Annotated in this window: 25 protein-coding genes; 8 read left to right on the top strand and 17 right to left on the bottom strand. The window is 74.1% G+C overall.

All coding sequences use genetic code 11. From position 1 onward, the window contains the following. Positions 1 to 3 precede the first annotated feature (3 nt). Positions 4 to 1,569, bottom strand: a complete 1,566-nt coding sequence (guaA, locus tag FJQ57_RS04880) for a glutamine-hydrolyzing GMP synthase (RefSeq protein WP_139978059.1) — start codon at positions 1,567 to 1,569, stop codon at positions 4 to 6. Between the two features lie 44 nt (positions 1,570 to 1,613). Here guaA and FJQ57_RS04875 point away from each other — a divergent pair, with 44 nt between their 5' ends. Then, positions 1,614 to 2,444 (top strand): sulfotransferase family protein, encoded by an 831-nt coding sequence (locus tag FJQ57_RS04875; RefSeq protein WP_170219272.1) that lies wholly within the window; start codon positions 1,614 to 1,616, stop codon positions 2,442 to 2,444. Between the two features lie 7 nt (positions 2,445 to 2,451). On the opposite strand, the gene FJQ57_RS04870 is transcribed toward FJQ57_RS04875, so the two are convergent. The 3 genes from FJQ57_RS04870 to FJQ57_RS04860 all read right to left on the bottom strand — a co-directional run bounded on the left by FJQ57_RS04870 (position 2,452) and on the right by FJQ57_RS04860 (position 7,133). After that, positions 2,452 to 3,486 carry an alcohol dehydrogenase gene (locus tag FJQ57_RS04870; protein WP_139978057.1) on the bottom strand — a complete coding sequence of 345 codons (1,035 nt, stop codon included), beginning with the start codon at positions 3,484 to 3,486 and terminating at the stop codon, positions 2,452 to 2,454. A 293-nt stretch (positions 3,487 to 3,779) separates the two neighbouring features. Then, positions 3,780 to 5,498 (bottom strand): GMC family oxidoreductase N-terminal domain-containing protein, encoded by a 1,719-nt coding sequence (locus FJQ57_RS04865; RefSeq protein ID WP_139978056.1) that lies wholly within the window; start codon positions 5,496 to 5,498, stop codon positions 3,780 to 3,782. Between the two features lie 6 nt (positions 5,499 to 5,504). After that, positions 5,505 to 7,133, bottom strand: a complete 1,629-nt coding sequence (locus FJQ57_RS04860) for a succinic semialdehyde dehydrogenase (protein WP_139978055.1) — start codon at positions 7,131 to 7,133, stop codon at positions 5,505 to 5,507. A gap of 118 nt (positions 7,134 to 7,251) precedes the next feature. Between FJQ57_RS04860 and FJQ57_RS04855 the strand changes: the two genes are divergently transcribed. Beyond that, positions 7,252 to 7,725: a hypothetical protein gene (locus tag FJQ57_RS04855; protein WP_139978054.1), complete on the top strand. Its 474-nt coding sequence runs from the start codon at positions 7,252 to 7,254 to the stop codon at positions 7,723 to 7,725. 50 nt (positions 7,726 to 7,775) lie between these two features. Here the strand turns inward: FJQ57_RS04855 and FJQ57_RS04850 are convergent, their stop codons facing one another. Beyond that, positions 7,776 to 8,168, bottom strand: a complete 393-nt coding sequence (locus FJQ57_RS04850) for a PaaI family thioesterase (RefSeq protein ID WP_246081676.1) — start codon at positions 8,166 to 8,168, stop codon at positions 7,776 to 7,778. Positions 8,169 to 8,227: 59 nt separating this feature from the next. On the opposite strand from FJQ57_RS04850, the gene FJQ57_RS04845 reads away from it, so the two are divergent. From FJQ57_RS04845 to FJQ57_RS04825, 5 genes are all read left to right on the top strand, one after another. Beyond that, complete coding sequence (locus FJQ57_RS04845; protein ID WP_139978052.1) at positions 8,228 to 8,836, top strand: TetR/AcrR family transcriptional regulator; 609 nt, start codon at positions 8,228 to 8,230, stop codon at positions 8,834 to 8,836. Further along, entirely contained in the window at positions 8,836 to 10,467 is a 1,632-nt protein-coding gene (locus FJQ57_RS04840) for an acyl-CoA dehydrogenase family protein (protein ID WP_139978051.1), read from the top strand. Before FJQ57_RS04845 ends, FJQ57_RS04840 begins: the two co-directional genes overlap by 1 nt. An 86-nt stretch (positions 10,468 to 10,553) precedes the next feature. Continuing rightward, the gene (locus FJQ57_RS04835; protein WP_139978050.1) at positions 10,554 to 11,237 is read left to right on the top strand and encodes a hypothetical protein; all 684 of its coding nucleotides are present in this window, start codon (positions 10,554 to 10,556) and stop codon (positions 11,235 to 11,237) included. Positions 11,238 to 11,561: 324 nt separating this feature from the next. Beyond that, positions 11,562 to 11,900: a GIY-YIG nuclease family protein gene (locus FJQ57_RS04830; RefSeq protein WP_139978049.1), complete on the top strand. Its 339-nt coding sequence runs from the start codon at positions 11,562 to 11,564 to the stop codon at positions 11,898 to 11,900. Between the two features lie 311 nt (positions 11,901 to 12,211). Then, a complete protein-coding gene (locus FJQ57_RS04825; protein WP_139978048.1) occupies positions 12,212 to 13,855 on the top strand; it encodes an ABC-F family ATP-binding cassette domain-containing protein in 1,644 nt (547 codons plus the stop codon). A gap of 24 nt (positions 13,856 to 13,879) precedes the next feature. Here the strand turns inward: FJQ57_RS04825 and FJQ57_RS04820 are convergent, their stop codons facing one another. Genes FJQ57_RS04820 through FJQ57_RS04810 form a run of 3 tightly spaced genes read right to left on the bottom strand, consistent with a single transcriptional unit; the run spans position 13,880 to position 16,310 of the window. After that, on the bottom strand, positions 13,880 to 14,449 hold the full coding sequence (locus FJQ57_RS04820; protein ID WP_139978047.1) for a C40 family peptidase: 570 nt from the start codon (positions 14,447 to 14,449) through the stop codon (positions 13,880 to 13,882). Further along, entirely contained in the window at positions 14,446 to 15,552 is a 1,107-nt protein-coding gene (locus FJQ57_RS04815; protein ID WP_139978046.1) for a dipeptide epimerase, read from the bottom strand. The genes FJQ57_RS04820 and FJQ57_RS04815 overlap by 4 nt, the downstream gene beginning before the upstream one ends. Then, positions 15,549 to 16,310 carry a serine hydrolase gene (locus FJQ57_RS04810; RefSeq protein ID WP_139978045.1) on the bottom strand — a complete coding sequence of 254 codons (762 nt, stop codon included), beginning with the start codon at positions 16,308 to 16,310 and terminating at the stop codon, positions 15,549 to 15,551. The genes FJQ57_RS04815 and FJQ57_RS04810 overlap by 4 nt, the downstream gene beginning before the upstream one ends. 83 nt (positions 16,311 to 16,393) lie before the next feature. On the opposite strand from FJQ57_RS04810, the gene FJQ57_RS04805 reads away from it, so the two are divergent. Next, positions 16,394 to 16,582: a hypothetical protein gene (locus FJQ57_RS04805; protein ID WP_139978044.1), complete on the top strand. Its 189-nt coding sequence runs from the start codon at positions 16,394 to 16,396 to the stop codon at positions 16,580 to 16,582. Positions 16,583 to 16,597: 15 nt separating this feature from the next. Here the strand turns inward: FJQ57_RS04805 and FJQ57_RS04800 are convergent, their stop codons facing one another. The 9 genes from FJQ57_RS04800 to FJQ57_RS04760 form a co-directional block, all read right to left on the bottom strand. Next, positions 16,598 to 17,704 carry a GuaB3 family IMP dehydrogenase-related protein gene (locus tag FJQ57_RS04800; RefSeq protein WP_139978043.1) on the bottom strand — a complete coding sequence of 369 codons (1,107 nt, stop codon included), beginning with the start codon at positions 17,702 to 17,704 and terminating at the stop codon, positions 16,598 to 16,600. A gap of 278 nt (positions 17,705 to 17,982) precedes the next feature. Then, a complete protein-coding gene (gene guaB / locus FJQ57_RS04795; RefSeq protein WP_139978042.1) occupies positions 17,983 to 19,485 on the bottom strand; it encodes an IMP dehydrogenase in 1,503 nt (500 codons plus the stop codon). Between the two features lie 25 nt (positions 19,486 to 19,510). Further along, positions 19,511 to 20,401, bottom strand: coding sequence for a GNAT family N-acetyltransferase (locus tag FJQ57_RS04790; protein ID WP_139978041.1), 891 nt, complete (start codon positions 20,399 to 20,401; stop codon positions 19,511 to 19,513). A gap of 68 nt (positions 20,402 to 20,469) precedes the next feature. Then, a complete protein-coding gene (locus FJQ57_RS04785; RefSeq protein ID WP_139978040.1) occupies positions 20,470 to 21,042 on the bottom strand; it encodes a hypothetical protein in 573 nt (190 codons plus the stop codon). Next, complete coding sequence (locus tag FJQ57_RS04780; RefSeq protein WP_139978039.1) at positions 21,043 to 21,582, bottom strand: hypothetical protein; 540 nt, start codon at positions 21,580 to 21,582, stop codon at positions 21,043 to 21,045. 88 nt (positions 21,583 to 21,670) lie between these two features. Next, a complete protein-coding gene (locus FJQ57_RS04775) occupies positions 21,671 to 22,930 on the bottom strand; it encodes a multidrug effflux MFS transporter (protein ID WP_211348745.1) in 1,260 nt (419 codons plus the stop codon). 12 nt (positions 22,931 to 22,942) lie between these two features. After that, complete coding sequence (locus FJQ57_RS04770) at positions 22,943 to 23,926, bottom strand: hypothetical protein (protein WP_139978038.1); 984 nt, start codon at positions 23,924 to 23,926, stop codon at positions 22,943 to 22,945. Then, positions 23,923 to 24,798 carry a WXG100 family type VII secretion target gene (locus FJQ57_RS04765; RefSeq protein ID WP_139978037.1) on the bottom strand — a complete coding sequence of 292 codons (876 nt, stop codon included), beginning with the start codon at positions 24,796 to 24,798 and terminating at the stop codon, positions 23,923 to 23,925. The genes FJQ57_RS04770 and FJQ57_RS04765 overlap by 4 nt, the downstream gene beginning before the upstream one ends. After that, the gene (locus FJQ57_RS04760; RefSeq protein WP_139978036.1) at positions 24,795 to 25,160 is read right to left on the bottom strand and encodes a hypothetical protein; all 366 of its coding nucleotides are present in this window, start codon (positions 25,158 to 25,160) and stop codon (positions 24,795 to 24,797) included. Before FJQ57_RS04760 ends, FJQ57_RS04765 begins: the two co-directional genes overlap by 4 nt. Positions 25,161 to 25,263 lie beyond the last annotated feature (103 nt).

The following is a 25,263-nucleotide window of genomic DNA, read 5'->3' as shown; positions in this document are numbered from 1 at the left end:
TCCTCACTCCCACTCGATGGTGCCGGGCGGCTTGCTGGTGATGTCGACCGTGACTCGGTTGACCTCGGCGACCTCGTTGGTGATGCGGGTGGAGATGCGCTCCATCAGGTCGTAGGGCAGCCGGGCCCAGTCAGCTGTCATCGCGTCCTCGCTGGTGACCGGTCGCAGCACGACGGGATGACCGTAGGTGCGGCCGTCGCCCTGCACGCCCACGGAGCGGACGTCGGCCAGCAGCACCACCGGCATCTGCCAGATGTCGCGGTCGAGGCCGGCGCGGGTCAGCTCCTCGCGGGCGATGGCGTCGGCCTGGCGCAGGACGTCGAGGCGCTCGCGGGTGACCTCGCCGATGATCCGGATGCCGAGGCCGGGGCCGGGGAAGGGCTGGCGCCAGACCATCGACGACGGCAGGCCGAGCTGCTCGCCGACCGCGCGCACCTCGTCCTTGAACAGGGTGCGCAGCGGCTCGACGAGCTCGAACTGCAGGTCGTCGGGCAGGCCGCCGACGTTGTGGTGGCTCTTGATGTTGGAGGTGCCCGCTCCCCCGCCCGACTCGACGACGTCGGGGTAGAGCGTGCCCTGGACCAGGTACGCCGTCTCGTGGCCGGCCTCCAGGTCGCCGAACACCCGGGCCTCGGCCGCCTCGAAGGTCCGGATGAACTCCCGGCCGATGATCTTGCGCTTCTCCTCGGGGTCGCGGACCCCCTCGAGCGCTCCGAGGAACTGGTCGCCCGCGTCGACGACGTCGAGGACGTCGAAGACCTCCTCGAAGTCGTGGCGGACCTGCTCGGTCTCGCCCTGGCGCATCATCCCGTGGTCGACGTAGACGCAGGTGAGCCGGTCGCCGATGGCGCGCTGCACGATGGCCGCGGCCACGGCGGAGTCGACGCCGCCGGAGAGCGCGCAGATCGCCCGGCCCTCGCCGATCTGCTCGCGGATGTGCTCGACCTGCTCCTCGACGATGTTGAGCATGGTCCAGGTCTGGCGGCAGCCCGCGATGTCGTGCAGGAAGTGCTCGAGCACCTGCTGGCCGTGCTCGGTGTGCAGGACCTCGGGGTGCCACTGCACGCCGGCCATCTGCTTGTCGAGCGACTCGAACGCCGCGACCGGGGTGCCGGCGGTGGCCGCGAGCACCTCGAAGCCCGACGGCGCCGCGGTGACCGCGTCGCCGTGGGACATCCAGACCGTGTGGGTCTCGGGCAGGCCGTCGAGCAAGGTGCCGGGCGCGCCGACGGTGACGCCGGTGCGGCCGTACTCCCGCGCGCCCGTGGCGGCGACGGTGCCGCCGAGCCCCTGGGCCATCAGCTGGAAGCCGTAGCACATGCCGAACACCGGCACCCCGGCCTCGAAGACGGCGTCGTCGATGCCGGGCGCGCCCTCGGCGTACACCGAGGAGGGGCCGCCGGAGAGGATGATCGCCTTGGGGTTGCGGGCGAGCATCTCCTCGACCGGCACGTGGTGGGCGACGATCTCGGAGTACACCCGCGCCTCGCGCACCCGGCGGGCGATGAGCTGGGCGTACTGGGCGCCGAAGTCGACGACGAGGACCAGGTCGTGGTCGAGATCCGTCATGGCCGGAGCCTATCGAGGGGCCGGCCCTTCCTAGACTCGTGGCCGTGCCCGCCCCGACCTTCCTCTGCATCGGGACCCAGAAGGGCGGCACGACCTGGCTGGCCCGGGCGGTCGCCCAGCACCCCCAGGTCGGCACGGGGGTGCGCAAGGAGCTCCAGTTCTTCAACCACCGCGAGGCCTGGTCGCGGGGCATGGGGTGGTACGAGGAGCAGTTCCGCGAGCGTCCGCGGCACCGGGCGGTCGGCGAGTTCACCCCCAACTACTGGTGGACGGTCGGCACGCCGACGAGCAACAACTACCTGGGCATCGCCGAGCGGGTCGCGGCGTCCTACCCCGACCTGCAGCTGGTCGTGTGCCTGCGCCACCCGGTCGACCGGGCCGTGAGCGCCTACTTCCACCACATGCAGGCCCGGCGGTACCCGCCCTCGGTGGGGCTGCTCGAGGCCGTCGAGCGCTACCCCGACGTCCGCGAGCTCGGCGACCACGGCACCCAGCTCAGCGCCTGGCTCGAGCACTTCCCCCGCGAGCGCTTCCTGGTGCTGGTCTACGAGACCGACATCCGGCCCGACGCGGCCAAGCGCCCGACCCTGCGCCGCACCTTCGAGCACCTCGGCGTCCGGCCGGGGTTCGTGCCGCGCGACCTCGAGCTGGCCCGCAACGCCCGCGGCCGTGACTTCGACCTGCGGCGTCGCCACGCCTCCCCCGTCGTGCGCCGGGCGATGGGCGCGGTGCCCGAGCGGCTGCGCGGCTCCCCGCGCTGGCGGATCGAGGTCGCCGAGGACGACCGGCGGCAGCTGGCCGAGCACTACCGCCCCGAGGTCGCCCGGCTGGAGACGCTGCTGGGCCGCACGATGCCGTGGGACCTCGGGGAGTGATCGCGGGTCACGCGCCGGTGGTGAGCACCACCCGGAACCGGGCGTCGCCGCTCATCATCCGCGCGTAGCCCTCGGCGGCCTGCTCGAGCGGGTAGGTCTCGACCATCGCCTCGATGCCCTGGAGGGCGACGAAGCGCATCGTGTCCTCGGAGTCCTTCGAGGTGCCCGAGGCGTGCCCGACGACACCGGTGCTGCCCGGGATGAGGGCGAACGGCGGGATCTGCATCGGGTCGGTGGAGGCGCCGACCACGACCATCCGACCGCGCGGACGGAGACCGCCGACGACCGCGCTCATCGCGTCGGGGGCGGTGACGGTCGCCAGGATGGCCGCGGCCCCGCCCAGCGCGGTCAGCTCCTCGGCGACGTCGACGGCGGTGGAGTCGAGGTAGTGGTGGGCGCCGAGCCGCTCGGCCTGCTCCTGCTTGTCGGTGCCGCGGGCGATGGCCACGACCTCGAAGCCCATCCGGCGAGCCATCTGGACACCGAGGTGCCCCAGCCCGCCGACCCCGAGGACGGCGACGAGGTCGCCCGGGCGGGCGCCGCTGTCGCGCAGGGCGTTGAACGACGTGATGCCGGCGCACATCAGCGGCGCGGCCTGCACGGCGCTGAGGTCGTCGGGGATCGCGGCCAGCGCGCTCTGCGGGACGACCACGTGGTCGGCGTACCCGCCGTCGTAGGCGATGCCCGGCACGACGCCGTTGGTGCAGCTGATCATGTCGCCGCGACGGCAGGGGTCGCAGTGGCCGCAGTGCCCGCCGAACCAGCCGACGCCGACACGGTCGCCGACCGCCCACGGCTCGACGTCCTCGCCGACGGCCTCGACCCGGCCCGCGATCTCGTGGCCCGGCACCCGGGGCAGCTCGATCCCGGGCATCCAGCCCTCGACGGTGAAGGCGTCGGAGTGGCAGACCCCGCAGGCCTCGACCGCGACGAGGACCTCGCCGCGTCCGGGCGTGGGGACCTCGCGGTCGACCAGCTCGAGCTTGCCGTTCTCGGTGACCTGGGCGGCCCTGCTGCGGGCGGCGCCGGTGTTGTCGCTCATGGGGCCAGCCCAGCAGGTTTCCCGTCCGGTGCGGACCACCCGTTGCGCGACCGTGACCGGGGCGACCAGGGCGACCAGGGAAAAATGCAGCAGCCCCGCCGGGGAGGGAGGGTGGCGGGGCTGCGCGTCCACGCGGTTGGACATCGCACGGACTGGTGAACTCGGCCCTTCGGGAGGGAGCATGTGTACACCGAGTTCACAGGCTCAACGAGGGCCTCGGGCGGGGGTTACGGCCGGTCACGAAGTTTTTCGTCGCGATCTCCGACCGGTCTGGACCACCGCCCTCGCGGGCGTCAGGAGACGCCGACGATGGGCAGCCGCAGGGCGCCGTACGCCGTGGGCGGGACCGCCGGGTGGCGGGGCTCGACGGGCTCGAGGCGGCGGTAGTCCTCGCCCAGGGCGGGGCGCGGGTCGGTCTCGCCCTTGTTGGGCCAGAACGACATGGCGCGCTCGGCCTGCGCGGTGATGGTCAGCGACGGGTTGACGCCGAGGTTGGCCGAGATGGCCGACCCGTCGGCGACGTGCAGGCCGGGGTGGCCGTAGACGCGCTGGTAGGCGTCGACGACACCGGTCTCGGGCGAGGTGCCGATGGCGCAGCCGCCGATGAAGTGGGCGGTGAGCGGCATGTTGAACGGCTCGCCGATGTTGCCGCCGGCGGTGCCGCCGAGCACGCCCGCGATGCGGCGCACCGCCTCGTTGGCCGCGGGGATCCAGGTCGGGTTGGGGGCGCCGTGGCCCTGGCGCGAGGTCATCCGCCACCCGAACCGGGTCTTCTTGCCGTAGGTGGTGATGGAGTTGTCGAGGCTCTGCATCACCAGGGCGATGACGGTGCGCTCGGACCAGTGCTTGAGGTCGTAGAGGTTGAGGAGGTTCCTCTTCTCCTTCCACATCTCCCGCATCCACGTCTGCCAGCGCGGGATGGGTCCGTCACCGTCGGTGAGCACCGTCTGCAGCATGGCCATGGTGTTGAAGCCCTTGCCGTAGCGGCACGGCTCGATGTGGGTGTGCTCGTCGGGGTGGAAGCTCGAGGTGATCGCGACGCCGTAGGAGTAGTCGGTGGTGTCGCTCTTGGGGGCGATGGCACCGAGGATCGACTCGGAGTTGGTGCGCGAGAGGTAGCCCAGCCGCTCGGACAGCCGGGGCAGGTGGCCCTCGTCCTTCATCCGGTGCAGCAGCTTCTGGGTGCCGAGGGCGGCCGCGGCCATGATGACGTGCTCGGCGGTGAGGGTGCGGGTCGTCCTGGCCGTGGCGCGCTTGGCCTTGGTGTACTTGACGTCGACGTCGTACCCGCCGCCGTCGCGGGGCGTGACGCGGGTGACGGTGGTGAGCGGCAGGACCTTCGCGCCGCGCTTCTCGGCCAGGTACAGGTAGTTCTTGACCAGGGTGTTCTTGGCGTTGTGGCGGCAGCCCGACATGCACTCGCCGCAGTTGAGGCAGGCGTTGCGGTCGGGGCCCTCGCCCCCGAAGAACGGGTCGGCGATCTTCTCGCCGGGCTGGGCGCCGGGGCCTCCGAAGAACACGCCGACCGGCGTCGGGCGGAAGGTGTCGGCCACCCCCATCTCGCCGGCGACCTCCTCCATGACGTCGTCGGCGGGCGTGCGGACGGGGTTGTCGACGACGCCGAGCATCCGCTTGGCCTGGTCGTAGAACGGGGCGAGCTCGTCCTTCCAGTCCGTGATGCCCGACCACTGCGGGTCGCGGTAGAACTGCTCGAGCGGCTCGTAGAGCGTGTTGGCGTAGACCAGGGAGCCGCCACCGACGCCGGCACCGGCGACGATGAGGGTGTCGCGCAGGGCATCGATGCGCTGGATGCCGTAGCAGCCGAGGGCGGGGGCCCACAGGTAGCGGGTCACGTCGAGGGTGCCGGAGGAGAAGTCGTCGTCCTCGAAGCGCGGACCGGCCTCGAGGACGCCGACGCGGTAGCCCTTCTCGGTCAGGCGCAGGGCGGCGACGGAGCCGCCGAAGCCGGACCCCACGATGAGGACGTCGAAGTCGTGCTCGTGCTCACTCATGGCAGTTCAGGCCCTTCCCAGCTTGTTCATGAGGCGGAGGTTGGCGGTCATGACCTTGGCGTAGGTCTCGTCGGACATGCCGAGGACCGGCGCGAGCCGCAGCCCGCGCTGCGTCGCGACCGACTGCGACTCGGTGTAGCGGCGGATCCCCTCGGCGCCCTGGCGGCGGCCCATGCCCGACTCGCGCATGCCGCCCATGGGCGAGTCGATGCTGGCGAACGTCGCCCCGAAGGCCTCGTTGACGTTGACGGTGCCGCACTTGACGGCGCGGGCGACCTCACGGCCGCGGGCGCCGTCCTGGGTCCAGACCGAGGCGTTCAGGCCGTACTCGCCGTCGTTGGCGCGAGCGACCGCGTCGGCCTCGTCGTGGAAGCGGTAGAGCGAGACGACCGGGCCGAAGGTCTCCTGGCCGAAGCAGGTCATCTCGGGCGTGACGCCCTCGAGGATGGTCGGCTCGAAGAAGTAGGGCCCGAGGTCGGGGCGGGCCCGGCCGCCGGCGAGGACCCGCGCCCCCTTGGCCACGGCGTCCTCGACGTGGGCGACGACCGTGTCGAGCTGGTCCTGGCTGATGAGGGAGCCCATGTCGTTCTCCCAGCCGAGCGTGGCGCCCAGCGTCATCGCCTCGGTGCGGGCCACGAACCGCTCGACGAAGCGGTCGTAGACCTGGTCGGCGACGTACATCCGCTCCATCGACACGCACAGCTGGCCGGCGTTGGAGAACGACGCCCGGACGGCGCCCTCGGCGGCCCGCTCGAGGTCGGCGTCGCGGAGCACGAGCATCGGGTTCTTGCCACCGAGCTCGAGCGAGCAGCCGATGAGGCGCTCCGCGCACTGCCGGGCGATGACCTTGCCGGTGGCGGTGGAGCCGGTGAAGCAGACGTAGTCGGAGCGCTCGATGATCGGGGTGCCGAGTTCGCGGCCGGCGCCGGCGACGACCTGCCACAGGTCGGCCGGGAACCCGGCCTCCTCGAGCAGCCGCGCGCCGAGCAGCGCGGTGAGCATGGTCTGCGCGTCGGGCTTGGTGACCACCGCGTTGCCGGCGAGCAGGGCCGGCAGGCCGTCGCACAGCGCCATCGTGAAGGGGTAGTTCCAGGGCGAGATGATGCCGACGACGCCCTTGGGCACGCGGTTGACCTCGACCCGGGTGAGGCCGGGCACGACACCCTTGACCCGGCGCGTGTCGAGGTGCTGGTGGGCGGTGCGGGCGTAGTAGCGCGCGGTGAGCGCGATGTGCACCGGCTCGTCGAAGGCGTGCTTGCGGGCCTTGCCGCTCTCGAGCACGACCAGGTCGAGGATCTCGTCCTGGCGGTCGAGCACGATGTCGTGCAGGCGCAGCAGCATCGCCGCGCGCTCGTCGAGCGGCACCCGGGCCCACGACGCCTGGGCCCGGCGGGCGCGGGCGAAGGCCTCCGCCACGTCGTCGGCGCTCGACTGGGGCACGTGGGCCAGCGGCGCGCCGTCGAGCGGGCTGGTCAGCGGCTTGGTGGTGCCGGTGGTGGCCAGGATGCGCGAGGTGAGGCGCTCGACGTACGCCGGCTCGAGGGCGTACGCCGCGTTCGGGTCGTGCTCCGGGTCGGCCGGACCTCCCACCAGGGGTCCGCCGGCGGGACTCGGGGAGCTCGAGGAGGAGGTCATATACCGAGAGTATGTGACCGCGGTCTCGGCGACTACCGGTCGGTCACTTCTGTGGCGCTTTACACAGCGGCGTCGGTTGTCAAGGCGTGGCCGCGCTCAAGCCGGGTAGGCCGCCGGGGTGGACCTCACCCCGCTCCGGATCACCGTCGGCACGATGCTCGGCGTCGTCCCGTTCCTCGCCCTCGCCCTGTCCTTCGTCCTGGTCTCGTCCGACCCGGAGCCGGGTCCGCCCGTGGGGTCGCCCTGGGGTGCCTACCTCGGCCTCGTGGCGTACGGCGTGGTGGTGCACCTGCTCAACCGGACCATCGGCTCCCGGGTGGGGTCTCGCCCGCAGGCGGTCGAGCTCGCCGCCTTCGTCCGCGCCTCGACCATGCTGCGCGCCAGCCTGTCGGAGTCCGTCGTCTTCTTCGGCGTGGCGGCGGCCTTCGTGGTCGAGACCGACGGCTACACCGTCTTCCTCGTCTCCGCGGTCGTGACCGTCGCGCTCTTCGCCGTCGACGTGTGGCCGACGCGGCGCCAGGTGCGCCGGTGCGAGGAGGCCCTCGTGCGGGCCCGCGGGTCGTCGTACCCGGGGTCCCCGCTCCCGTCCTGACCCGGACCCGTGCGAGGACCCGGGCGCCGGGGTGCCACCAAGCGGTCGGGTCAGCCGCCCGTCAGGACCGCGTGGCTCGAGACGGCGGTGGCGACGATCCGCTCGCCCTGCCGCAGCTCGGCGCGGGCGGAGGCGATCCGGCGGCCGGCGGCGACGACCTGCGCCTCGCAGACCAGCTCGCGGTCGGGCAGGGCGGCGCGCACGTACTGCACGGTGAGCTGCACGTGCGGGGCGGCCGCCCCCTCGGGCAGCGCGGCGTGGACGGCCCAGCCGGTGGTGCTGTCGAGCAGCGCGGCGAGGTAGCCGCCGTGCACGATGCCGCCGCCGTTGCAGTGCTCGGCCGCGGGCACCGCCGTCATCCGGGCGCCGTCGGCGTCGGCGCGCTCGAACCGGAAGCCGAGGAACCCGGAGAACGGACCGGGGCCGCCGCGGGGGGAGGTCATCGCCACGACGGGACCGTAGCGTGCTTGCGCGAAGCACTGAACCGCAGTTCACTTGTTCGGTGCCCTACCGCCGCACCGCCGCCGTCCAGGAGCGGCTCGACGCGACCCGGACCGCGATCGTCGAGGCCGCGCACACCCTGGTCGCCGAGCGCGGGTACGCCGGCTGCTCGGTCGCCCTGGTGGCCGCGGCGGCGGGGGTGGCGACCGGCACGGTCTACCGCCACTTCCCCGACAAGGGTGCGCTGTTCGCCGAGGTGTTCCGCGCCGCGACCCAGCGCGAGGTCGACGCGGTCGCCGCGGCGGCGGCCGGGCCGGGCACCGTCGCCGAGCGGGTCGAGGCGTGCGTGACCACCTTCGCCCGGCGGGCGTTCCGCGCCCCGCGGCTGGCCTGGGCGCTCATCGCCGAGCCCGTCGACCCGCAGGTCGAGGCCGAGCGCCTGGCCTACCGGGCGGCCTACCGCGACATCTTCGCGCGCCTCGTCGCCGACGCGGTGGCCGCGGGCGAGCTGCCGCCCCAGGACCCCCAGGTCTCCGCCGCGGGCGTCGTCGGCGCCATGGCCGAGGCCCTCGTCGTCCCCCTCCACGTCGGTGACGACATGGGCCGCGCGCCCGTGGGCACCGTCCCCGCGCTGTCCGCCTTCGTCGTCCGATCCCTAGGAGCCCGCTGATGCCCGCCACCCACGAGGTCACCAACCAGGTCCCGCCGCTCGTCGGGCACGACACCGCCCAGGACCCTGCCCTGCTGGCGGCGCTCGATCGGGAGGGCGCGGGCTGGGCGGCCGAGGAGGTGCACGCCCTGGGCCGGCTGGCCGGCAGCACAGAGGCGCAGGAGTGGGGGCGCCTGGCCGAGCGCGTCCCGCCCGTGCTGCGCACCCACGACCGCTGGGGGCACCGGGTCGACGAGGTCGAGTACGTCCCGGCCTACCACCAGCTGATGCGCACCGCCGTCGAGCAGGGGCTCGCCGGCGCCCCGTGGGCCGACGACCGCGACGGCGCCCACGTGGCCCGGGCCGCGAAGTTCCTGGTCTGGAACGTCGACGCCGGACACGGCTGCCCGGTCTCGATGACCTACGCCGTCGTCCCCGCCCTCCGGGCCGCGCCCGACCTCGCGTCGACGTACGAGCCGCTGCTGACCGCGCGTGCCTACGACCCCGTGCTCGCCGTACCGGCGGACAAGGCGGGGCTGGTCGCCGGCATGTCGATGACCGAGAAGCAGGGCGGGTCCGACGTGCGGGCGGGCACCACGCAGGCGGTGCCGCAGGCCGACGGCACCTACCGGCTGACCGGCCACAAGTGGTTCACCTCGGCGCCGATGTCCGACGTGTTCCTCGCGCTCGCGCACGCCCCGGGCGGGTTGTCGTGCTTCCTCGTGCCGCGCGTGCTGCCCGACGGCTCGCGCAACCCCATGCACCTGATGAGGCTCAAGGACAAGCTGGGCAACAAGTCCAACGCCTCCTCGGAGATCGAGTACGACGGTGCCGCGGCCTGGCTGGTCGGCGAGGAGGGCCGCGGTGTGCGGACCATCGTCGAGATGGTCAACATGACCCGCCTCGACTGCACCCTCGGCACGGCCTCGGGCATGCGCACCGCCACCGTGGCCGCGGTGCACCACGCCCGCCACCGCTCCGCCTTCGGCAAGCACCTGGTCGACCAGCCGCTGATGCGCAACGTGCTGGCCGACCTCGTCGTGGAGTCCGAGGCCGCGACCACGGTCGCGATGCGGCTGGCCGGTGCCACCGACCGGGCGACGCGCGGTGACGCCGACGAGGCGTCGTTCCGGCGGCTGGCCCTGGCGGTGTCGAAGTACTGGGTCTGCAAGCGCGGCCCCGCGCACGCCGGCGAGGCGATGGAGTGCCTCGGCGGCAACGGGTACGTCGAGGAGTCGGGCCTGCCGCGCATCTACCGCGAGCTGCCGCTGCTCTCGATCTGGGAGGGCTCCGGCAACGTCGCCGCCCTCGACGCCCTGCGCGCGATGGGCCGCGAGCCCGCGTCGGTCGAGCACTTCTTCACCGAGGTCGAGCTCGCCGCCGGCGCCGACCACCGCCTCGACGACGCGGTGGCGATGGTCAAGAAGGAGCTCTCCGACGGCGCCGAGCTCGAGCTGCGCGCCCGCCGGGTCGTCGAGCAGCTCGCCCTGGTGCTCCAGGGCTCGCTGCTGGTCCGCCACGCGCCCGCCGCCGTCGCCGACGCGTTCTGCGCCTCCCGCCTCGGCCGCGACTGGGGCGGCGCCCTGGGCACCCTGCCCCCGGGCCTCGACCTCGGCGCCGTGGTCGAGCGGGCACACGTCGACGTGGGCTGAGACCAGTCTTCACAAAACCCCCACACGGGGCGAGGGCCCGTGGCACGGTTCAGCGGTCCGGACCGCACACTCAAGGGAGAGACCCCGTGGCCCACCGCATCACCACCGTCGTCGCCGCCGCCGCCGTCTTCGGCGTGCTCGCCGGCGGCTCCAACGCCGTCGCCGCCAACCTCATCGACTCGCGCGACATCAAGAACAACAGCGTGAAGTCGATCGACATCAAGAACGGCACGCTCCAGCGCCAGGACATGGGTCCGGGCCTCAAGCGGCTGCTCGACAGCGCCGCGACCAAGTCCGAGCTCGCCGCCTCCAACGGCGCCCTCGACGCCCGCCTCGACGCCCTCGAGGCGCAGGACTCGAGCGGGGCCAACACCAACTTCAAGGCCAACCCGGGCTCGGCCATCCTCGACGACACCACGGTCGGCCTGACCGCGACCGAGGGCGGCACCTCGGTCGAGATCGCCAACCTCGACGTCCCCGTGCAGGCAGGGCAGACGGTGTCCTTCACCTACGCGCTGGCCAACGGCGCGGTGTACGGCGCCGGCTCCCCGCGCGTCTTCTACGAGATCGCCGGCCAGTTCTACAACACCTTCGACGGCGACCCGACCGACAAGGGCGTCGACAACAAGAACGGCACCTTCACCAAGTCCGTCACCGTCCCCGTCAACGGCCGGGTGGGCGGCTTCGGCGTCGTCTACGACGGCGAGACCACCGGCACGGTCACCGTCGGCCAGGTCAAGGTCGGCGACTACACCGTGAAGTTCCGCTGACCTGATCCACCCAGGACGCCCCCGGCCTCGGCCGGGGGCGTTCGCCGTCCCGGGCCCGGCCCACGGTGGTCGAGGCCGCGTAGACGCCGGCGGCCCTCGCGGTGGCCGAGGGGGAGCGCCAACGACCGTCTCGCGACCACACAACCGCACCCCACGGTGGTCGAGGAGGTCGCGCTGGCGACCGTCTCGCGACCACACAACCGCACCCCACGGTGGTCGAGGAGGTCGCGCTAGCGACCGTCTCGAGACCTAACCGCCGGACCTCATCCACAGGCCCGATCGCGCCCCTGGACCCGCAGGGCACCTCCGTCCACGCTCGACCGCATGGCCTGGACCTACATCCTCCGCTGCAGCGACCGCACCTATCACGTCGGCAGCACCATCGACCTCGAACGACGGATGGGTCAGCACCAGGAGGGCCTGGGCGCGGCGTACACCCGAGGCAGGCGTCCGGTCGAGCTGGCGTGGTGCGCGGAGTTCGCCTCGGTGCGAGACGCCTTCGAGTTCGAGAAGCGCGTGCAGGGGTGGGGACGGCTCAAGCGGGAGGCGCTGATCGCCGGGCGGTGGGACCTGCTGCCGCGGCTCGCGAGCCGGTGCTGGTCGGCGCAGCAGTCACGAGGAGAGGACGAGGCCGCCGTCGCGTGGTCTCGAGACGGTCGCTAGCGCGACCTCCTCGACCACCGTGGGGTCCGGTCGTCAGCGCGACCTCCTCGACCACCGTGAGGTGCGGTGATGTGGTCTCGAGACGGTCGCTAGCGCGACCTCCTCGACCACCGTGGGGTCCGATCGTCAGCGCGACCTCCTCGACCACCGTGGGGTGCGGTCGTCAGCGCGACCTCCTCGACCACCGTGGGGTCCGGTCGTCAGCGCGACCTCCTCGACCACCGTGAGGTGCGGTCGCCAGCGCCCTCCTCGACCACCGTGTGGCCGCCTCGCCTCACCCCACCCGCGGCCACCCTCACTACGATCGGCCCGTGAGTGCCACCCTCGTTGCGAAGGACCTGGCCGGGGGCCACGGGCACCGGACGTTGTTCGAGGGCCTCGACCTCACCGTCGCGCCGGGTGACGTGGTCGGGGTCGTGGGGGCCAACGGGGCGGGCAAGTCGACGCTGCTGCGGTTGCTGGCCGGGCGGGCCGCGCCGCAGGCGGGCAGCGTGAGCCTGGCGCCGGCGGACGCGTTCGTGGGGTGGTTGCCGCAGGAGCACGAGCGGGTGCCGGGCGAGACCGTGGCGGCGTACGTCGCCCGCCGCACCGGCGCCGCCGAGGCGACGCGCGCGATGGAGGTGACCGCGGCCGCGCTGGGCTCCGGCACCCCGGGCGCCGACGACGCCTACGCGACCGCGTTCGACCGGTGGATGGCGAGCGGGGCGGCCGACCTCGACGACCGCATCGGGCCCGTGCTGGCCGACCTCGGCCTCGACGTCGGCGGCGAGGCCCTGATGACCAGCCTGTCCGGCGGGCAGGCGGCCCGGGTCGCGCTGGCGGCGCTGCTGCTGAGCCGGTTCGACGTGGTGCTGCTCGACGAGCCGACCAACGACCTCGACCTCGACGGGCTCGCTCGGCTCGAGGCGTTCGTGCTGGGGCTGCGCGGTGGGGTGGTGCTGGTCAGCCACGACCGCGAGTTCCTGGCCCGGTGCGTCACCCGCGTCGTCGAGCTCGACCTCGCCCAGCACCAGGTGGCCGTGCACGACGGCGGCTACGAGTCCTACCTCGAGGAGCGGGCGGTGGCGCGGCGGCACGCCCGCGAGGCTTACGAGGAGTACGCCGCCACCCGGGCCGACCTCGTCTCGCGCGCCCGCACCCAGCGCGAGTGGAGCAGCCAGGGCGTCCGCAACGCGATGCGCAAGAGCCCCGACAACGACAAGATCCGGCGGCGGGCGCAGTCGGAGTCCTCGGAGAAGCAGGCGCAGAAGGTGCGGCAGATGGAGTCGCGCATCGCGCGCCTGGACGAGGTCGAGGAGCCCCGCAAGGAGTGGGTGCTGCAGTTCGACATCGCCGCCGCGCCCCGCTCCAGCGCGGTCGTGGCCACGCTCGACGGCGCAACCCGGCACCTGGGCGACTTCACCCTCGGCCCCGTCTCGGTCCAGGTCGAGGCCCGCCGGCGCATCGGCATCACCGGCCCCAACGGCGCCGGCAAGACGACCCTGCTCCGCCTGCTCCTCGGCGACGACGCCCCCGACGAGGGCCGGGCCTCGCTCGGCGCGTCGGTCGCGGTCGGGGTGATCGACCAGGCCCGCACCGGGCTGGCCGACGACCTGCCGCTGGGCGAGGCGTTCGAGGCGGTCGTGCCCGACTGGACGCAGGCCGAGGTGCGCACGCTGCTGGCCAAGTTCGGGCTGAAGGCCGACCAGGTCGCCAGCCTCGTGGGGCGCCTCTCCCCCGGCGAGCGCACCCGGGCCGCGATGGCGCTGCTGCAGGCCCGCGGGGTCAACCTGCTCGTCCTCGACGAGCCGACCAACCACCTCGACCTGCCCGCGATCGAGCAGCTCGAGCAGGCCCTCGACTCCTACGACGGCGCGCTGCTGCTCGTCTCCCACGACCGACGGCTGCTCGCCGGCGTACGGCTGGACGAGCGGTGGGAGGTCGAGGCCGGCCAGGTGGCGGTCCGCCACACCTGAGCCCGGCCGGCCAGGACCACGGGGTCAGAACCGCCCGGCCGCCACCAGCGTCGCGCGCCGCCCGGCGGGCAGCGGCTCCTCGACGACGTACCGGCGCTCGCCGGAGTCGGGGGCGTGCAGCATCGTGTCGGGCCCGGTGACGAACCCGACGTGGGTGATGCGGGTGCCCTCGCCGTCGCGGGCGAAGAACCACAGGTCGCCGACCTTCTCGTTGCCGAGCGCGACGGGCTCGCAGCGCGCGGCCTGGTCGGAGGCGTCGCGCGGCACCCGGACCCCGACGGCGCGGAAGGAGGCGTGCACCAGGCCCGAGCAGTCGATGCCGTCGTGGGTCAGGCCGCCCCACGTGTAGGGCACGTCGAGGTAGGTGCGGGCGATCGCCAGCACGCTGTCCTCGTCGAGCGCGAGGTCGTCGGCCCGCGCCCACCCGGGGTAGCCGACGGGGTCCTTGGCCGACCACTGGCCGGTGGCGACGACCTCGAGCCAGTCGTCGCGGCGCGAGCGGACCTCGACGTGCTCGCCGGGCAGCAGCTGGCTCACCTGCTCGGCGTCGTCGCGGGGCTCGGCCCGCAGGCCGGTCGTGCGGATCGCTCTCATGTCTCCCTCGTTCCGTCGATGCCCAGGCCGGGCCGGTCGGGCAGGACCACCTCGTCGCCGACGTACGCCGGCCCGCCGACGTACGGCGACGCGGTGGCCCACCAGGCGGCGTCGAGGTCGGGCAGCTGGGTGGCGCCCGCCCCCGCGACCAGGGCCGCGGCGGCGCCGATGCCGACGTGGGTCTCCATCATCGACCCGACGATGGTGCCGAAGCCGTGCAGGTGGGCGACGTGCAGCAGCTCGAGCGCGGGCGTGAGGCCACCGCACTTGGCCAGCTTGACGTTGACCAGGTCGGCGGCGTCGTGACGGACGACCTCGACGAGGTCCTCGAGCACGAACACGCTCTCGTCGGCCATCACCGGCGTCTCGACGTGGGCGGTGACGTGGGCCAGGCCGAGCACGTCGGCGGCGGGCACCGGCTGCTCGACCAGCTCGACGTCGGCCCCGGCGGCCTCGAGGGCGCCGATGACCCGGACCGCCTCGAAGGCGTCCCAGCCCTGGTTGGCGTCGAGGCGCAGCGCCACCCCGCCCCCCACCGCCGCCCGCACCGCGAGCACCCGGGCGACGTCGGTGGCGGCGTCGGTGCCGACCTTGAGCTTGAGGGTGCCGAACCCGTCGGCCACCCGGGCCACGGCGGCCGCGGCCAGCTCGGCGGGCGACCCGGCGGCGAGGGTGACGTCGGTGCGCACCCCGGGCGCGGCCTGACCGGGGCGGCCGGCCCAGGCGGCGAGGTGGTCGGCCAGGGTGAGCCCGGCGCGGCGGGCCGCGAGGTCGTGGAGCGCCACGTCGAGCGCCATCTTGGCCGACCGGTTGCCCACGACCGCCCGCTGCACGAGCGAGGCGGACTCGCGGGGGTCGGCCGGGCGCCCGACCAGGGCGTCGGCCAGTGGGCCGGCCAGGCAGGCCTCCGACCCGGCGATGGAGTCGCCGGTGACCTGCCAGACCTGCGGGGCCTCGCCCCACCCGCTGGCCCCGTCGGAGTCGACGACCTCGACGAGCAGCGTCTCGGCCGTCGTCGTACGACGCAGGGCGGTGACGAACGGGGTGTGCAGCGGCACGCTCAGCCGCCGCGTGCGGATCGCCTCGACGACGGGCGTGCTCATCGGCGCCGCTCCCACGCCTCGGCGGCGACCGCGGCGACGCGCCGCTGCAGGTCGGCCTCGTCGGCCGTGTCGTCGTCGGCGGCAACGACCAGGACGACGAGCAGGAACGGGTCGCCCCCTTGCTCGGCCGTCGGCCGCACGACGGCGGCGTCGTGGGCGAGCCCGTCGACCCAGCCCGTCTTGTTGGCCACGGGCGTGCCGGGCGGCAGCCCGGCCGGGATGCCGTCGCGGTGGGCCTGGTCGCGCATCAGGTCCTCGACGGCGGGGGGCGTCGCGGCCAGCAGCCGGGCGACGTCGCGGGCGGTCACCTCGTTGGCCAGGCCGGCCTCGCGGGCCGCGAGATCACCGATCCCGCGGGTGACCGTGGTGCGGGCGCTCGTGCCGGCCGCGCGCAGCACGTCCTGGACCGCGGGCACCCCGACCACCTCCAGCAGCAGGTTGGCGGCGATGTTGCTGGAGTCCACCACGGCGCGTCGACGCAGCTCGCGCAGCGTGACCCCCTCGCCGAGCGCGTCCCACGTGGCGTCGTCCTGGTCGTCCTCGCGCTCGAGGCGGAACCGCTGCCCCGCGACGGCCGAGTCGAACTCGTCGTGCACCACCACCGGCTCGTCGAGCTCGTCACCCAGCGCCTCGGCCGCGGTGGCCAGCGGCAGCTTCACCAGGCTCGCGGCGTACGCCGCCTCGTCGGCGTCCTGCTCCCACCAGCACCGCAGGTCGAGGCCGCCCAGCCAGACGGCGGTCAGCGCTCGGGTGGCCATGTCCTCACCCTAGGAGCCCGGGGTCCGGCCCGGGATACTGGTATAACTGAACCTAGTTACTAGACATTGCCCCGGAGGACGACATGCCCACGACCGCCCAGCCCAGCACCCGCCGCCCCGCCCTCGGACGCACCGAGCCCGACGCCAAGCGGGCCGAGGCCGTCGACCGGTGGACCGCCTCGGTCACCGCGCTGCTCGACGAGCGGCGCGACCTGCGCGGGGTCACCAAGATGGCCGACCTCGTGCACGACGCCACGCGCTGGTCGGCCTGACCGGCGGCGGGGAGCTCAGCCGACGACGACCTCGACCCGCTGGAACTCCTTGAGGTCGGTGTAGCCGGTGGTGGCCATCGAGCGCCGCAGCGCGCCGACGAGGTTCATCGTGCCGTCGGCGACGCGCGACGGGCCGAGGAGCACCTCCTCGAGCGTGCCGACCTGCTCGAAGCGGACCCGTTGGCCGCGCGGCAGCTCCTCGTGGTGGGCCTCGGTGCCCCAGTGGAAGCCGTGGCCGGGCGCGTCGGTGGCCCGGGCGAACGGCGAGCCGACCATGACCGCGTCGGCGCCGCAGGCGATGGCCTTGGCCAGGTCGCCGGAGGTGCCGATGGAGCCGTCGGCGATGACGTGGACGTAGCGGCCGCCGGACTCGTCGAGGTAGTCGCGGCGGGCCGCGGCGACGTCGGCCACCGCGCTGGCCATGGGCACGGCGACGCCGAGGACGCTGCGGGTGGTGTGGGCCGCTCCCCCGCCGAACCCGACCAGCACGCCGGCCGCCCCGGTGCGCATCAGGTGCAGCGCCGCCTGGTGGGTGGCGCAACCGCCGACGATGACCGGCACGTCGAGCTCGTAGATGAACTCCTTGAGGTTGAGCGGCTCGGCCTGCGACGAGACGTGCTCGGCGCTCACCGTCGTGCCGCGGATGACGAACATGTCGACGCCGGCGTCGACCACCGTCTTGGCGAACTCCTTGGTGCGCTGCGGCGACAGCGCGCCCGCGACGGTGACGCCGGCGTCGCGGACCTCGCGCACGCGCTCGGTGATGAGCTCGGCCCTGACCGGCTCGGTGTAGATCTCCTGCAGCCGGGCCGTGGCCTCGACGCCCTCGAGCGCGGCCACCTCGGCGAGGAGGTCGGACGGGTCGTCGTACCGCGTCCAGAGGCCCTCGAGGTTGAGCACGCCCAGGCCGCCGTGGCGCCCGACCGCGATGGCGGTCGCGGGCGACATCACCGAGTCCATCGGCGCGGCCAGGACGGGCAGCTCGAAGCGGTAGGCGTCGATCTGCCACGCGACGCTGACCTCCTCGGGGTCGCGGGTGCGCCGGGAGGGCACGATCGCGATGTCGTCGAAGGAGTAGGCGCGCCGGGCGCGCTTGGCCTGCCCGATCTGGATCTCGGTCACGGGCGGCAGTCTCCCACGGCCCGCGGCGGGCGCCGCCGGCGGCGCACGTGTCCTCGCGGGTCGGCCCGGACCTCGTCGGCGACCTCGGCGACCCCGCTGCAGGTCGCGGCCATGACGACGCCGACGGGCATGCGGTGCGCGGCCAGCGCGACCCGGGCGCCGGCCGACCCGGTCGAGGCCGGTCCCGGGCCGGGCCTCCCACATCAGCCCGCCGTGCCAGTCGTCGTCGGCGTACCCCCGGCGGACCCGGATCGACGCAGCCGTGGCCGGGGCTCGGCTCAGGCGCCGGTGTAGTTGGGGGCCTCGACCGTCATCTGCACGTCGTGCGGGTGGCTCTCCTTCAGCGAGGCCGAGGTGATGCGCACGAAGCGGCCCTTGTCCTGCAGCTCGGGCACGGTGCGGGCGCCGACGTAGAACATCGACTGCGTGAGCCCGCCGATGAGCTGGTGGGCGACGGCGGCGAGGGGTCCGCGGTAGGCGACCTGGCCCTCGATGCCCTCGGGGACGATCTTGTCGTCGCTGGTGACCTCGGCCTGGAAGTAGCGGTCCTTGGAGTAGGACTTCTTGCCGCGGCTCGACATCGCGCCGAGCGAGCCCATGCCGCGGTAGGCCTTGAACTGCTTGCCGTTGACGAACACCAGCTCGCCCGGCGACTCCTCGCACCCGGCGAGCAGCGAGCCGACCATGACGGAGTCGGCGCCGGCGACCAGGGCCTTGGCGATCTCGCCGGAGTGCTTCATGCCGCCGTCGGCGATGACGGGGACGCCGGCGGGCTTGCAGGCCAGGGAGGCCTCGTAGACGGCGGTCACCTGCGGCACCCCGACGCCGGTGACGACGCGGGTGGTGCAGATGGAGCCCGGGCCGACGCCGACCTTGACCGCGTCGGCACCGGCGTCGACGAAGGCCTGGGCGCCCTCGCGGGTCGCGACGTTGCCGCCGATGACCTGCACGTGGCGGGTGGCGGGGTCGTTCTTGAGCCTCTCGACCATCTCCAGCAGCATCCGCACGTTGCCGTGGGCGGTGTCGGCGACGAGCACGTCGACGCCGGCCTCGATGAGGGTGGTCGCGCGGTGCCAGGCGTCGCCGAAGTAGCCGATGGCCGCCCCGACCATGAGCCGGCCGTGGGCGTCGTTGGAGGCGAGCGGGAACTGCTCGCCCTTGACGAAGTCCTTGACCGTGATGAGGCCGCCGAGGCGGCCCTGGTCGTCGACCAGCGGGAGCCGCTCGCGCTTGTGCCTGCGCAGCAGCAGGGTCGCCTCCTCGCGGGAGATGCCGACCGGCCCGGTGACCAGCGGCATCGGGGTCATCACCTCGTCGACCTTGGTCGTGGCCCACTCCGCGACGGGGGTGAACCGCAGGTCGCGGTTGGTGCAGATGCCCAGGAGCCGGTTGTCCGTGTCGACCACCGGCAGGCCCGAGACGCGGTACTCGCCGCAGATGCGGTCGAGCTCCTCCAGCGTCGCGTCGGGGCCGATGGTGACCGGGTTGGAGATGATGCCGGTCTGGGTGCGCTTGACGAGGTCGACCTGGTAGGCCTGGTCCTCGATCGAGAGGTTGCGGTGCAGCACGCCGAGGCCGCCCTGGCGGGCCATGGCGATGGCCATGCGGGACTCGGTGACGGTGTCCATCGCCGCGCTGACCAGGGGGACCTTGATCTCGATCTCGCGGGTCAGGCGGGTGCGGGTGTCGATCTCGTCGGGCGCGAGGTCGGAGTGCCCCGGCAGGAGCAGGACGTCGTCGTAGGTGAGACCGAGGGCGGCGAACTTCTCAGGGACCTCCACCCTGCGAGTCTACCGGCGGGCCCGGTCACGCCGAGTCGGCCTCCCGCACGCGCAGGTCGGTCACCGCGATCCGCACCGTGAGGGTCTCCCCCGCCATCCGGATCCGGCCGCGCATCCCCGCGGCCAGCACCATCGGCAGCACCGCGCGGTTGTCGTGCTCGGTCGTGAGCAGCACCTCCGTCGCACCCAGGGTGCGGGCCAGCCGGGCCGCGTCGCCGAGCAGCCGGGTGCCGATGCCGCGCCGCTGGTGGGCGGCGTCGACCTCGAGCTCGACGGCGTGCACACCGGGCTCCCCGGTGGGGACGACCACGGCCCGCCCGACCGCGACGCCCTCGGCGAGGGCGGTGACCGCGGCGCCGTCGACGACGTACGCCGGCATCGCGCCGCTGCCCATCCGGCGCGAGGCCGAGGGGGCGAAGGCGGGGCGGTCGCGGTCGAGCACGTCGCCGACCAGCGCCGCGATCGCCGCGCCGCGGGCGCGCTCGACCTCGGTGAAGGGCGCGACCCGGCGCACCTGCACCAGCACGTCGCCGACGGTCATCTCGAGCACGTCCTCGGCCTCGGTGCCGGGCTGGGTCTCGGCGTCGAAGAGGTGGGCCACCACGTCGGGGAACGTGGCCGGCTGCGCCAGCACCGCGCGGCAGGCCTCGACGTACCGCGTCGGCTGGTCGGCCAGCGCCGCGGGCGTGCAGGGCGCCGCGACGACGCCGGTGCCGTCGGCCCGGGCGACCAGGTCGACCAGGTCGCCCGCGGTCCAGCCCTCGGGGGTGGACAGGACGAGCTCGTCGGTGACCTCGGCGTGGTCGGGGAAGGCCTGGAACCCCGCGATGTTGACGCCCGCACCTCCGCACTCGCGGGCCAGGGCCGCGAGCGCGCCGGGTCGGTCGGGCAGGGTCGCACGCACTCGCCACAGCATGCTCCGCACCGTGCCGTGGGCATGTTGCGCGGCGGGAACGCCGGTGTTTCGCGGGCGTCACCCGCGGACTACGGGTCGGCGCGCCGGGCCACGGCCGAGACGCCGTCGACGAGCCAGCGGCCGTCGCGGCGGACCATCAGCACCCGGACGCTGTCGGCGGCCACCAGCCGCGGCTCGGCCAGGGCGCGTCCGCGCTCGCGGTCGAGGAGCTGGTCGAGGTAGACCAGGCACAGCGCCCGGTCGTCACCGCGGGTCCGCACCACGCCGGCGCCGCGCACCACCGCCCGCACGACCTCGCGCCGCTGGGCGGCGCGGGGGCGGATGGACTGGCGGAAGTAGCGGGTGAAGGTCCGGGCGAAGCGCGGCGTCATGGTCAGCGTCGCGGCCTCCAGCGAGCCGGGCAGGTCGCGGTGGTCGTAGCCGAGGGTGGGCAGCGCCTCGACCGCCGCGGCCACGGCGCCGCCGCCGGGCCCCACCAGGTCGGCCGGCACGTACGCCGCCCCGTCGGCGTCCGCCGGCGTCGGCGGACCGCCCGCGTCGGCCACGCCGGGGCGGGTCGCGGCGAGCACGACGCACAGCACCGAGGCAGCCACCACCCCGACCAGGAGCAGCAGCACGCGGCGGTCACCGAGGACGGGCACTCAGGCCACCTCGTCGAAGCTCGAGACGAGCCAGTCGCCGTCGACGAGGTCGAGCCCGATCCGGGTCCGGAAGTCGCCGGTGCGGCTGGCCCCGGCCCGCGAGGTCGTGACCGCGACCGTCACCAGCACCCGCGCGCGGGTGCTGGTGAGGTACTCCGTCGCCGCGCCGTCGGCGGGCACCTGGCCGACCAGCGTCAGCTGCTGGTCGGTCACCCGGGCGGCCAGCCGCCGCGCGCCGGTGTCGTAGGCGTCGTCGAACGCGGGGGTGCCGAGGGCGCGCATCCGGTCCATGTCGGCGCGCACCGTGCGGTGGTCGACGGAGAAGTAGGTCTCGGCCGCGGTGCGGGCCGCGAGCACGGCGCGTCCGGGCGCGTCGTCGCCCCAGCCGCGGGCCCCGACGTCGGCCGGTCGTCGGGCCTCGACGCCGGGGACGCTGCGACGGTCGTGCAGCAGGATCCCGGCGACGGCCACGAGCAGCACGAGCAGGCCGACGAGCAGCCCCACGAGCAGGCGCGGGCGCGCCGGTGCGCTGTCCTCCATCGTTCCCTCCCCGGCCCGGGCTGACGGGTCCCACGATGGCACGGAACGCAGGTCGGTGGGGGCGGTTCGGCCGGGCTGGCCGCCACGGCTAGAGCGACTCGGTGGGCACGGGGGCGGGTACGGCGCCCGCGCGCTCCCGCGCCCGGCGGCCGGTCAGCAGGTGGGCCGTCCACGAGGCGAGGCCGGCGCCCACCAGCGCGGCCGAGGTCACCGCCATCGAGAGCACCGAACCGGTGACCAGCGGGGCGACCGCGCCGGCCACGACCGCGTTGAGCACCAGGGTGAAGAAGGTGAACATCGAGACCGCCGCGCCCCGGGCCGCGGGGAACATGTCGAGGAGCAGCAGCTGCTGGGAGGGGTACGCCGCGCCGGTGCCGACCGCGATGAGCGCGGGCCCGAGCACGGCCCACGGCAGCTCGGCCCGGGTGGCCGGGAGAGCGGCCAGCAGGACGCCGACCAGCGCCCCGGCCAGCGCGAACGACATCGCAGCGGTGACGAGCACGCCGCGACGGACGCGACCGGCTGCACGGCCGCTGATCCAGGCGCCGGTCGTCAGCCCGATGATCATCGGCACGAAGAAGACCCAGAAGTCGAGCTCGCCCAGGCCCAGCAGGTCGACGACGAAGATCGGCGCGGCGCCGATGTAGAGGAACTGCCCGGCGAACGACAGCGCCGCCGCCCACGCGACGACGTGGAAGCGGCCGTGGCGGCCGACGGCCAGCATGCTGCCGGCGAGCGAGCGCGCCGAGAACGGCAGTCGCCGCTCGGGCGGGTGGGTCTCGGGCAGCAGGACCACCACGACGACGGCGAGCAGCAGGCCGAGCACGCCGAGGAACCAGAAGACCAGCGGCCACGGCCCGACCTGCAGCAGCAGCCCGCCGACGATCGGCGCCAGGGCCGGCGCGACGCCGAAGATCATCATGATGCGGCTCATCAGGCGCTGGGCGGTGTCGCCGTCGTACAGGTCGCGGACGACGGTCCGGCTGACGATCACCCCGCCGCCCGCGCTCAGGCCCTGCAGCACCCGGCACACCAGCAGCAGCTCGAAGGACGGCGCCAGCGCGCAGCCGACCGAAGCCAGGGCGAAGACGCAGACGCCGGCCACCATGACCGGGCGCCGGCCCACCGCGTCGGAGATCGGGCCGTGGAACGGGCTCATCAACCCGAAGGCCAGCAGGTAGGCGCTGACGACGAGCTGCATCTGGTCGCCGCCGACGCCGAGGTCGGCCTCCATCCGGTCGAACGCCGGGAACGGCGTGTCGATGGCGAACGGACCCAGCATCGACAGCAGGGCCAGGACCACCGGGAGGGCCAGCGCCGCTCGTGCGTCGACGCCGGCTCCCTTCACCCGGCGATCCTGTCAGCGCGGCAGCGGTACGACGGCGGGGGGTCGACAGGTCGCGGTGACGTCGCCGTCGGCGGAGACCACGGTCAGGTCGGCCGTGGCGCCACCGGCGGGGACGTCGAAGACGGCGCTGGTGGACGAGGTCGACCGGGTGAAGGGCGTGGGGTCCGCCCGATCGGTGACGGGACGCCCGCCGGCCAGGGTGAGCGCAGACGTCTCCACCAGGTCGTCGGGGTCGAGGCGCCCGAAGGCACCGAGCACCCGCACGCCGCGCCACGTCCGCCCTGGCGCGGCCAGTCCGAGCCCCGGCCACCAGGGCGAGTCGACCACCGCCGCCTCCAGCAGCGGCCGGGTGGGGTCGGGCGGGTTGTACTCGGGCACGGCGTCGTGGTCGAGCACGCGGCACCGGCCCTCGGTCACGGTGAGCCCGTCGCGCAGTCCCGCGACCACGCCGGCGTCGCCACGGTGGGGTCCGTCGAGGGGGAGCGTGAGGGTGGTGCCCTCCGCGAGCCGGACGACGAACGCCAGCTCGGCACCCTCGGGCACGACCACGCCGGCCGAGCCGCTGCCGACGTGGTCGACGCCGGGGAACGGCGATCGGAGCGGGACCAGCAGGTCCCCGGCCCGGACGCCCAGGGCCGCGTCCCCACTGACCTCCCCGAGGACCCGCGACAGCGACTCCTCGGGCACGACCCGCCAGTCGATGTCGCGCACCTCCGCGCCCTCCTCGACCGGTCGGTCGCGGAGGTCGGCGGCGTCGAGCGGCGGCACCAGGGTGACGGCCGGACCGCCCGTCGCCACGCGGAGGGTGCCCCCCGGGAAGGGGAGCTCGAGCGTGTCGCTCCACTGCGCGCGGGGGTTGTCGGCGACCGCGGGCAGGCCGACGTCCCCGACCTCCGCCGTGGCCGGTGGCGGGGCCCCGGCGCCGCCCACCAGGGGGGTGCAGCCCGTCACCGCCACCGCGACGAAGGCTGCGGCCAGGACCCGTGCGGCCCTCACAGGGACCACCGGCTCGGGTCGCTGAGGTCATGGAGGTCGAGGTCGTCGACCAGCGGCCACCGCCCGCCCGGCACCTCGGGCGAGGAGTCCATGACCTCCCACTGCGTGGTCATGGTGGTCTCGGCACGGGCCGCGGCATCACGCACCAGGCGCCCCACGTCGGCGACGGCGTCGATGATCGTGGCGAGGGTCGACAGCGCGGGACCGATCTCGAACGAGAAGACGTTGCCGACGTCGAAGGCCGAGGCGATGTCGCGCAGCAGGCCGGTGCCCAGCTCGCGGAGGACGTCGACGAGGGCGCTCCACAGCAGCTTGATCGACTCGGCGACCGAGCTCAGGGTCGTCGAGGCGGTGGACAGCCACTCGACGTACCGCGCCACGGCTGCGACCTGGAACCCGGTCGCTGACGCGAACGCGCGCTCGGCCTGTCCGCGCCAGTAGCGGTCGACCTGGGTGGAGCTCCGGCGGACGGCCGAGAGCAGGATGTCGAGGTCGCTCTTGGCGTCCTCGAGGCGCTCGGAGGCTCGCTTGAGTCGAGCGGGGTCGCCCATGAGGCCGTCGGCCTCGTCGAAGACCTTCGCGCGCAGCCGGTCGAGGTCCTCGGTGATGCTCCGCGCGGCTGCGGCCAGTCGGGCCCGTGCCTCCTCCTTGGCCTGGTCGCTGGCCACGAGCCCGAGTGCTCCCAGCGTCGGGCCGGCGACGAAGCCGAGCGCCTCGAGCGTCCCGGGGCCGGACTCCTCGATCTTCCTGGTCGCCTCGGTGACAGCCCGGTCGAGCGCGGTGGTGAAGTCCTCGCAGAGGCCGTCGAGCACCGCGACCCACTCGTCGGGCGTGTGGAACAACAGGTGCCCAACGGGCGCCACGACGCTCATCGGTCGTTCACCGCTCGATGCTGCTTCTCCGCGGCTCCGTCGTCGGTGCGCACCCAGTCGTCGACCGTGGCGCGGACGGCGGTGCCGACCCGCTCGGCCTCGGCCGACCCGACGCGCAGCTGCGTCACGGCGTTGGCCGCGAAGTCGTCGTGGGCGGCGCCGGCCGGGGCGAAGACCCGACCGAAGAGACGCCCGATCCCCTCGCCCTCCGCGACCGCGTCGGACGCGGCCCTCAGGGCTTGGCTCACGTCCCACTCCCACTCGTGCGCGGCGGCGTAGAGCACGGTGGTGTCGATCCACATCGTCTCCGTCGGCTCCGGCGGGGCCGGGCTGCCGGCGTACGGCTCCCCCAGCGGGTTCACCGCCGACCCCGCCCCTCGTGCGTGCAGCTCCCGAGATCCATCTCGTCCTCCTCCGTCGGTGTCCAGCAGGTCACCGAGGGATTCCGCGACGGGGCGAGCGGAA

Source organism: Nocardioides litoris (assembly GCF_006346315.1).
GTDB lineage: Bacteria > Actinomycetota > Actinomycetes > Propionibacteriales > Nocardioidaceae > Nocardioides > Nocardioides litoris.
Note: the sequence above shows the minus strand (reverse complement) of the source record. Positions and strands in the feature narration are given on the sequence as shown.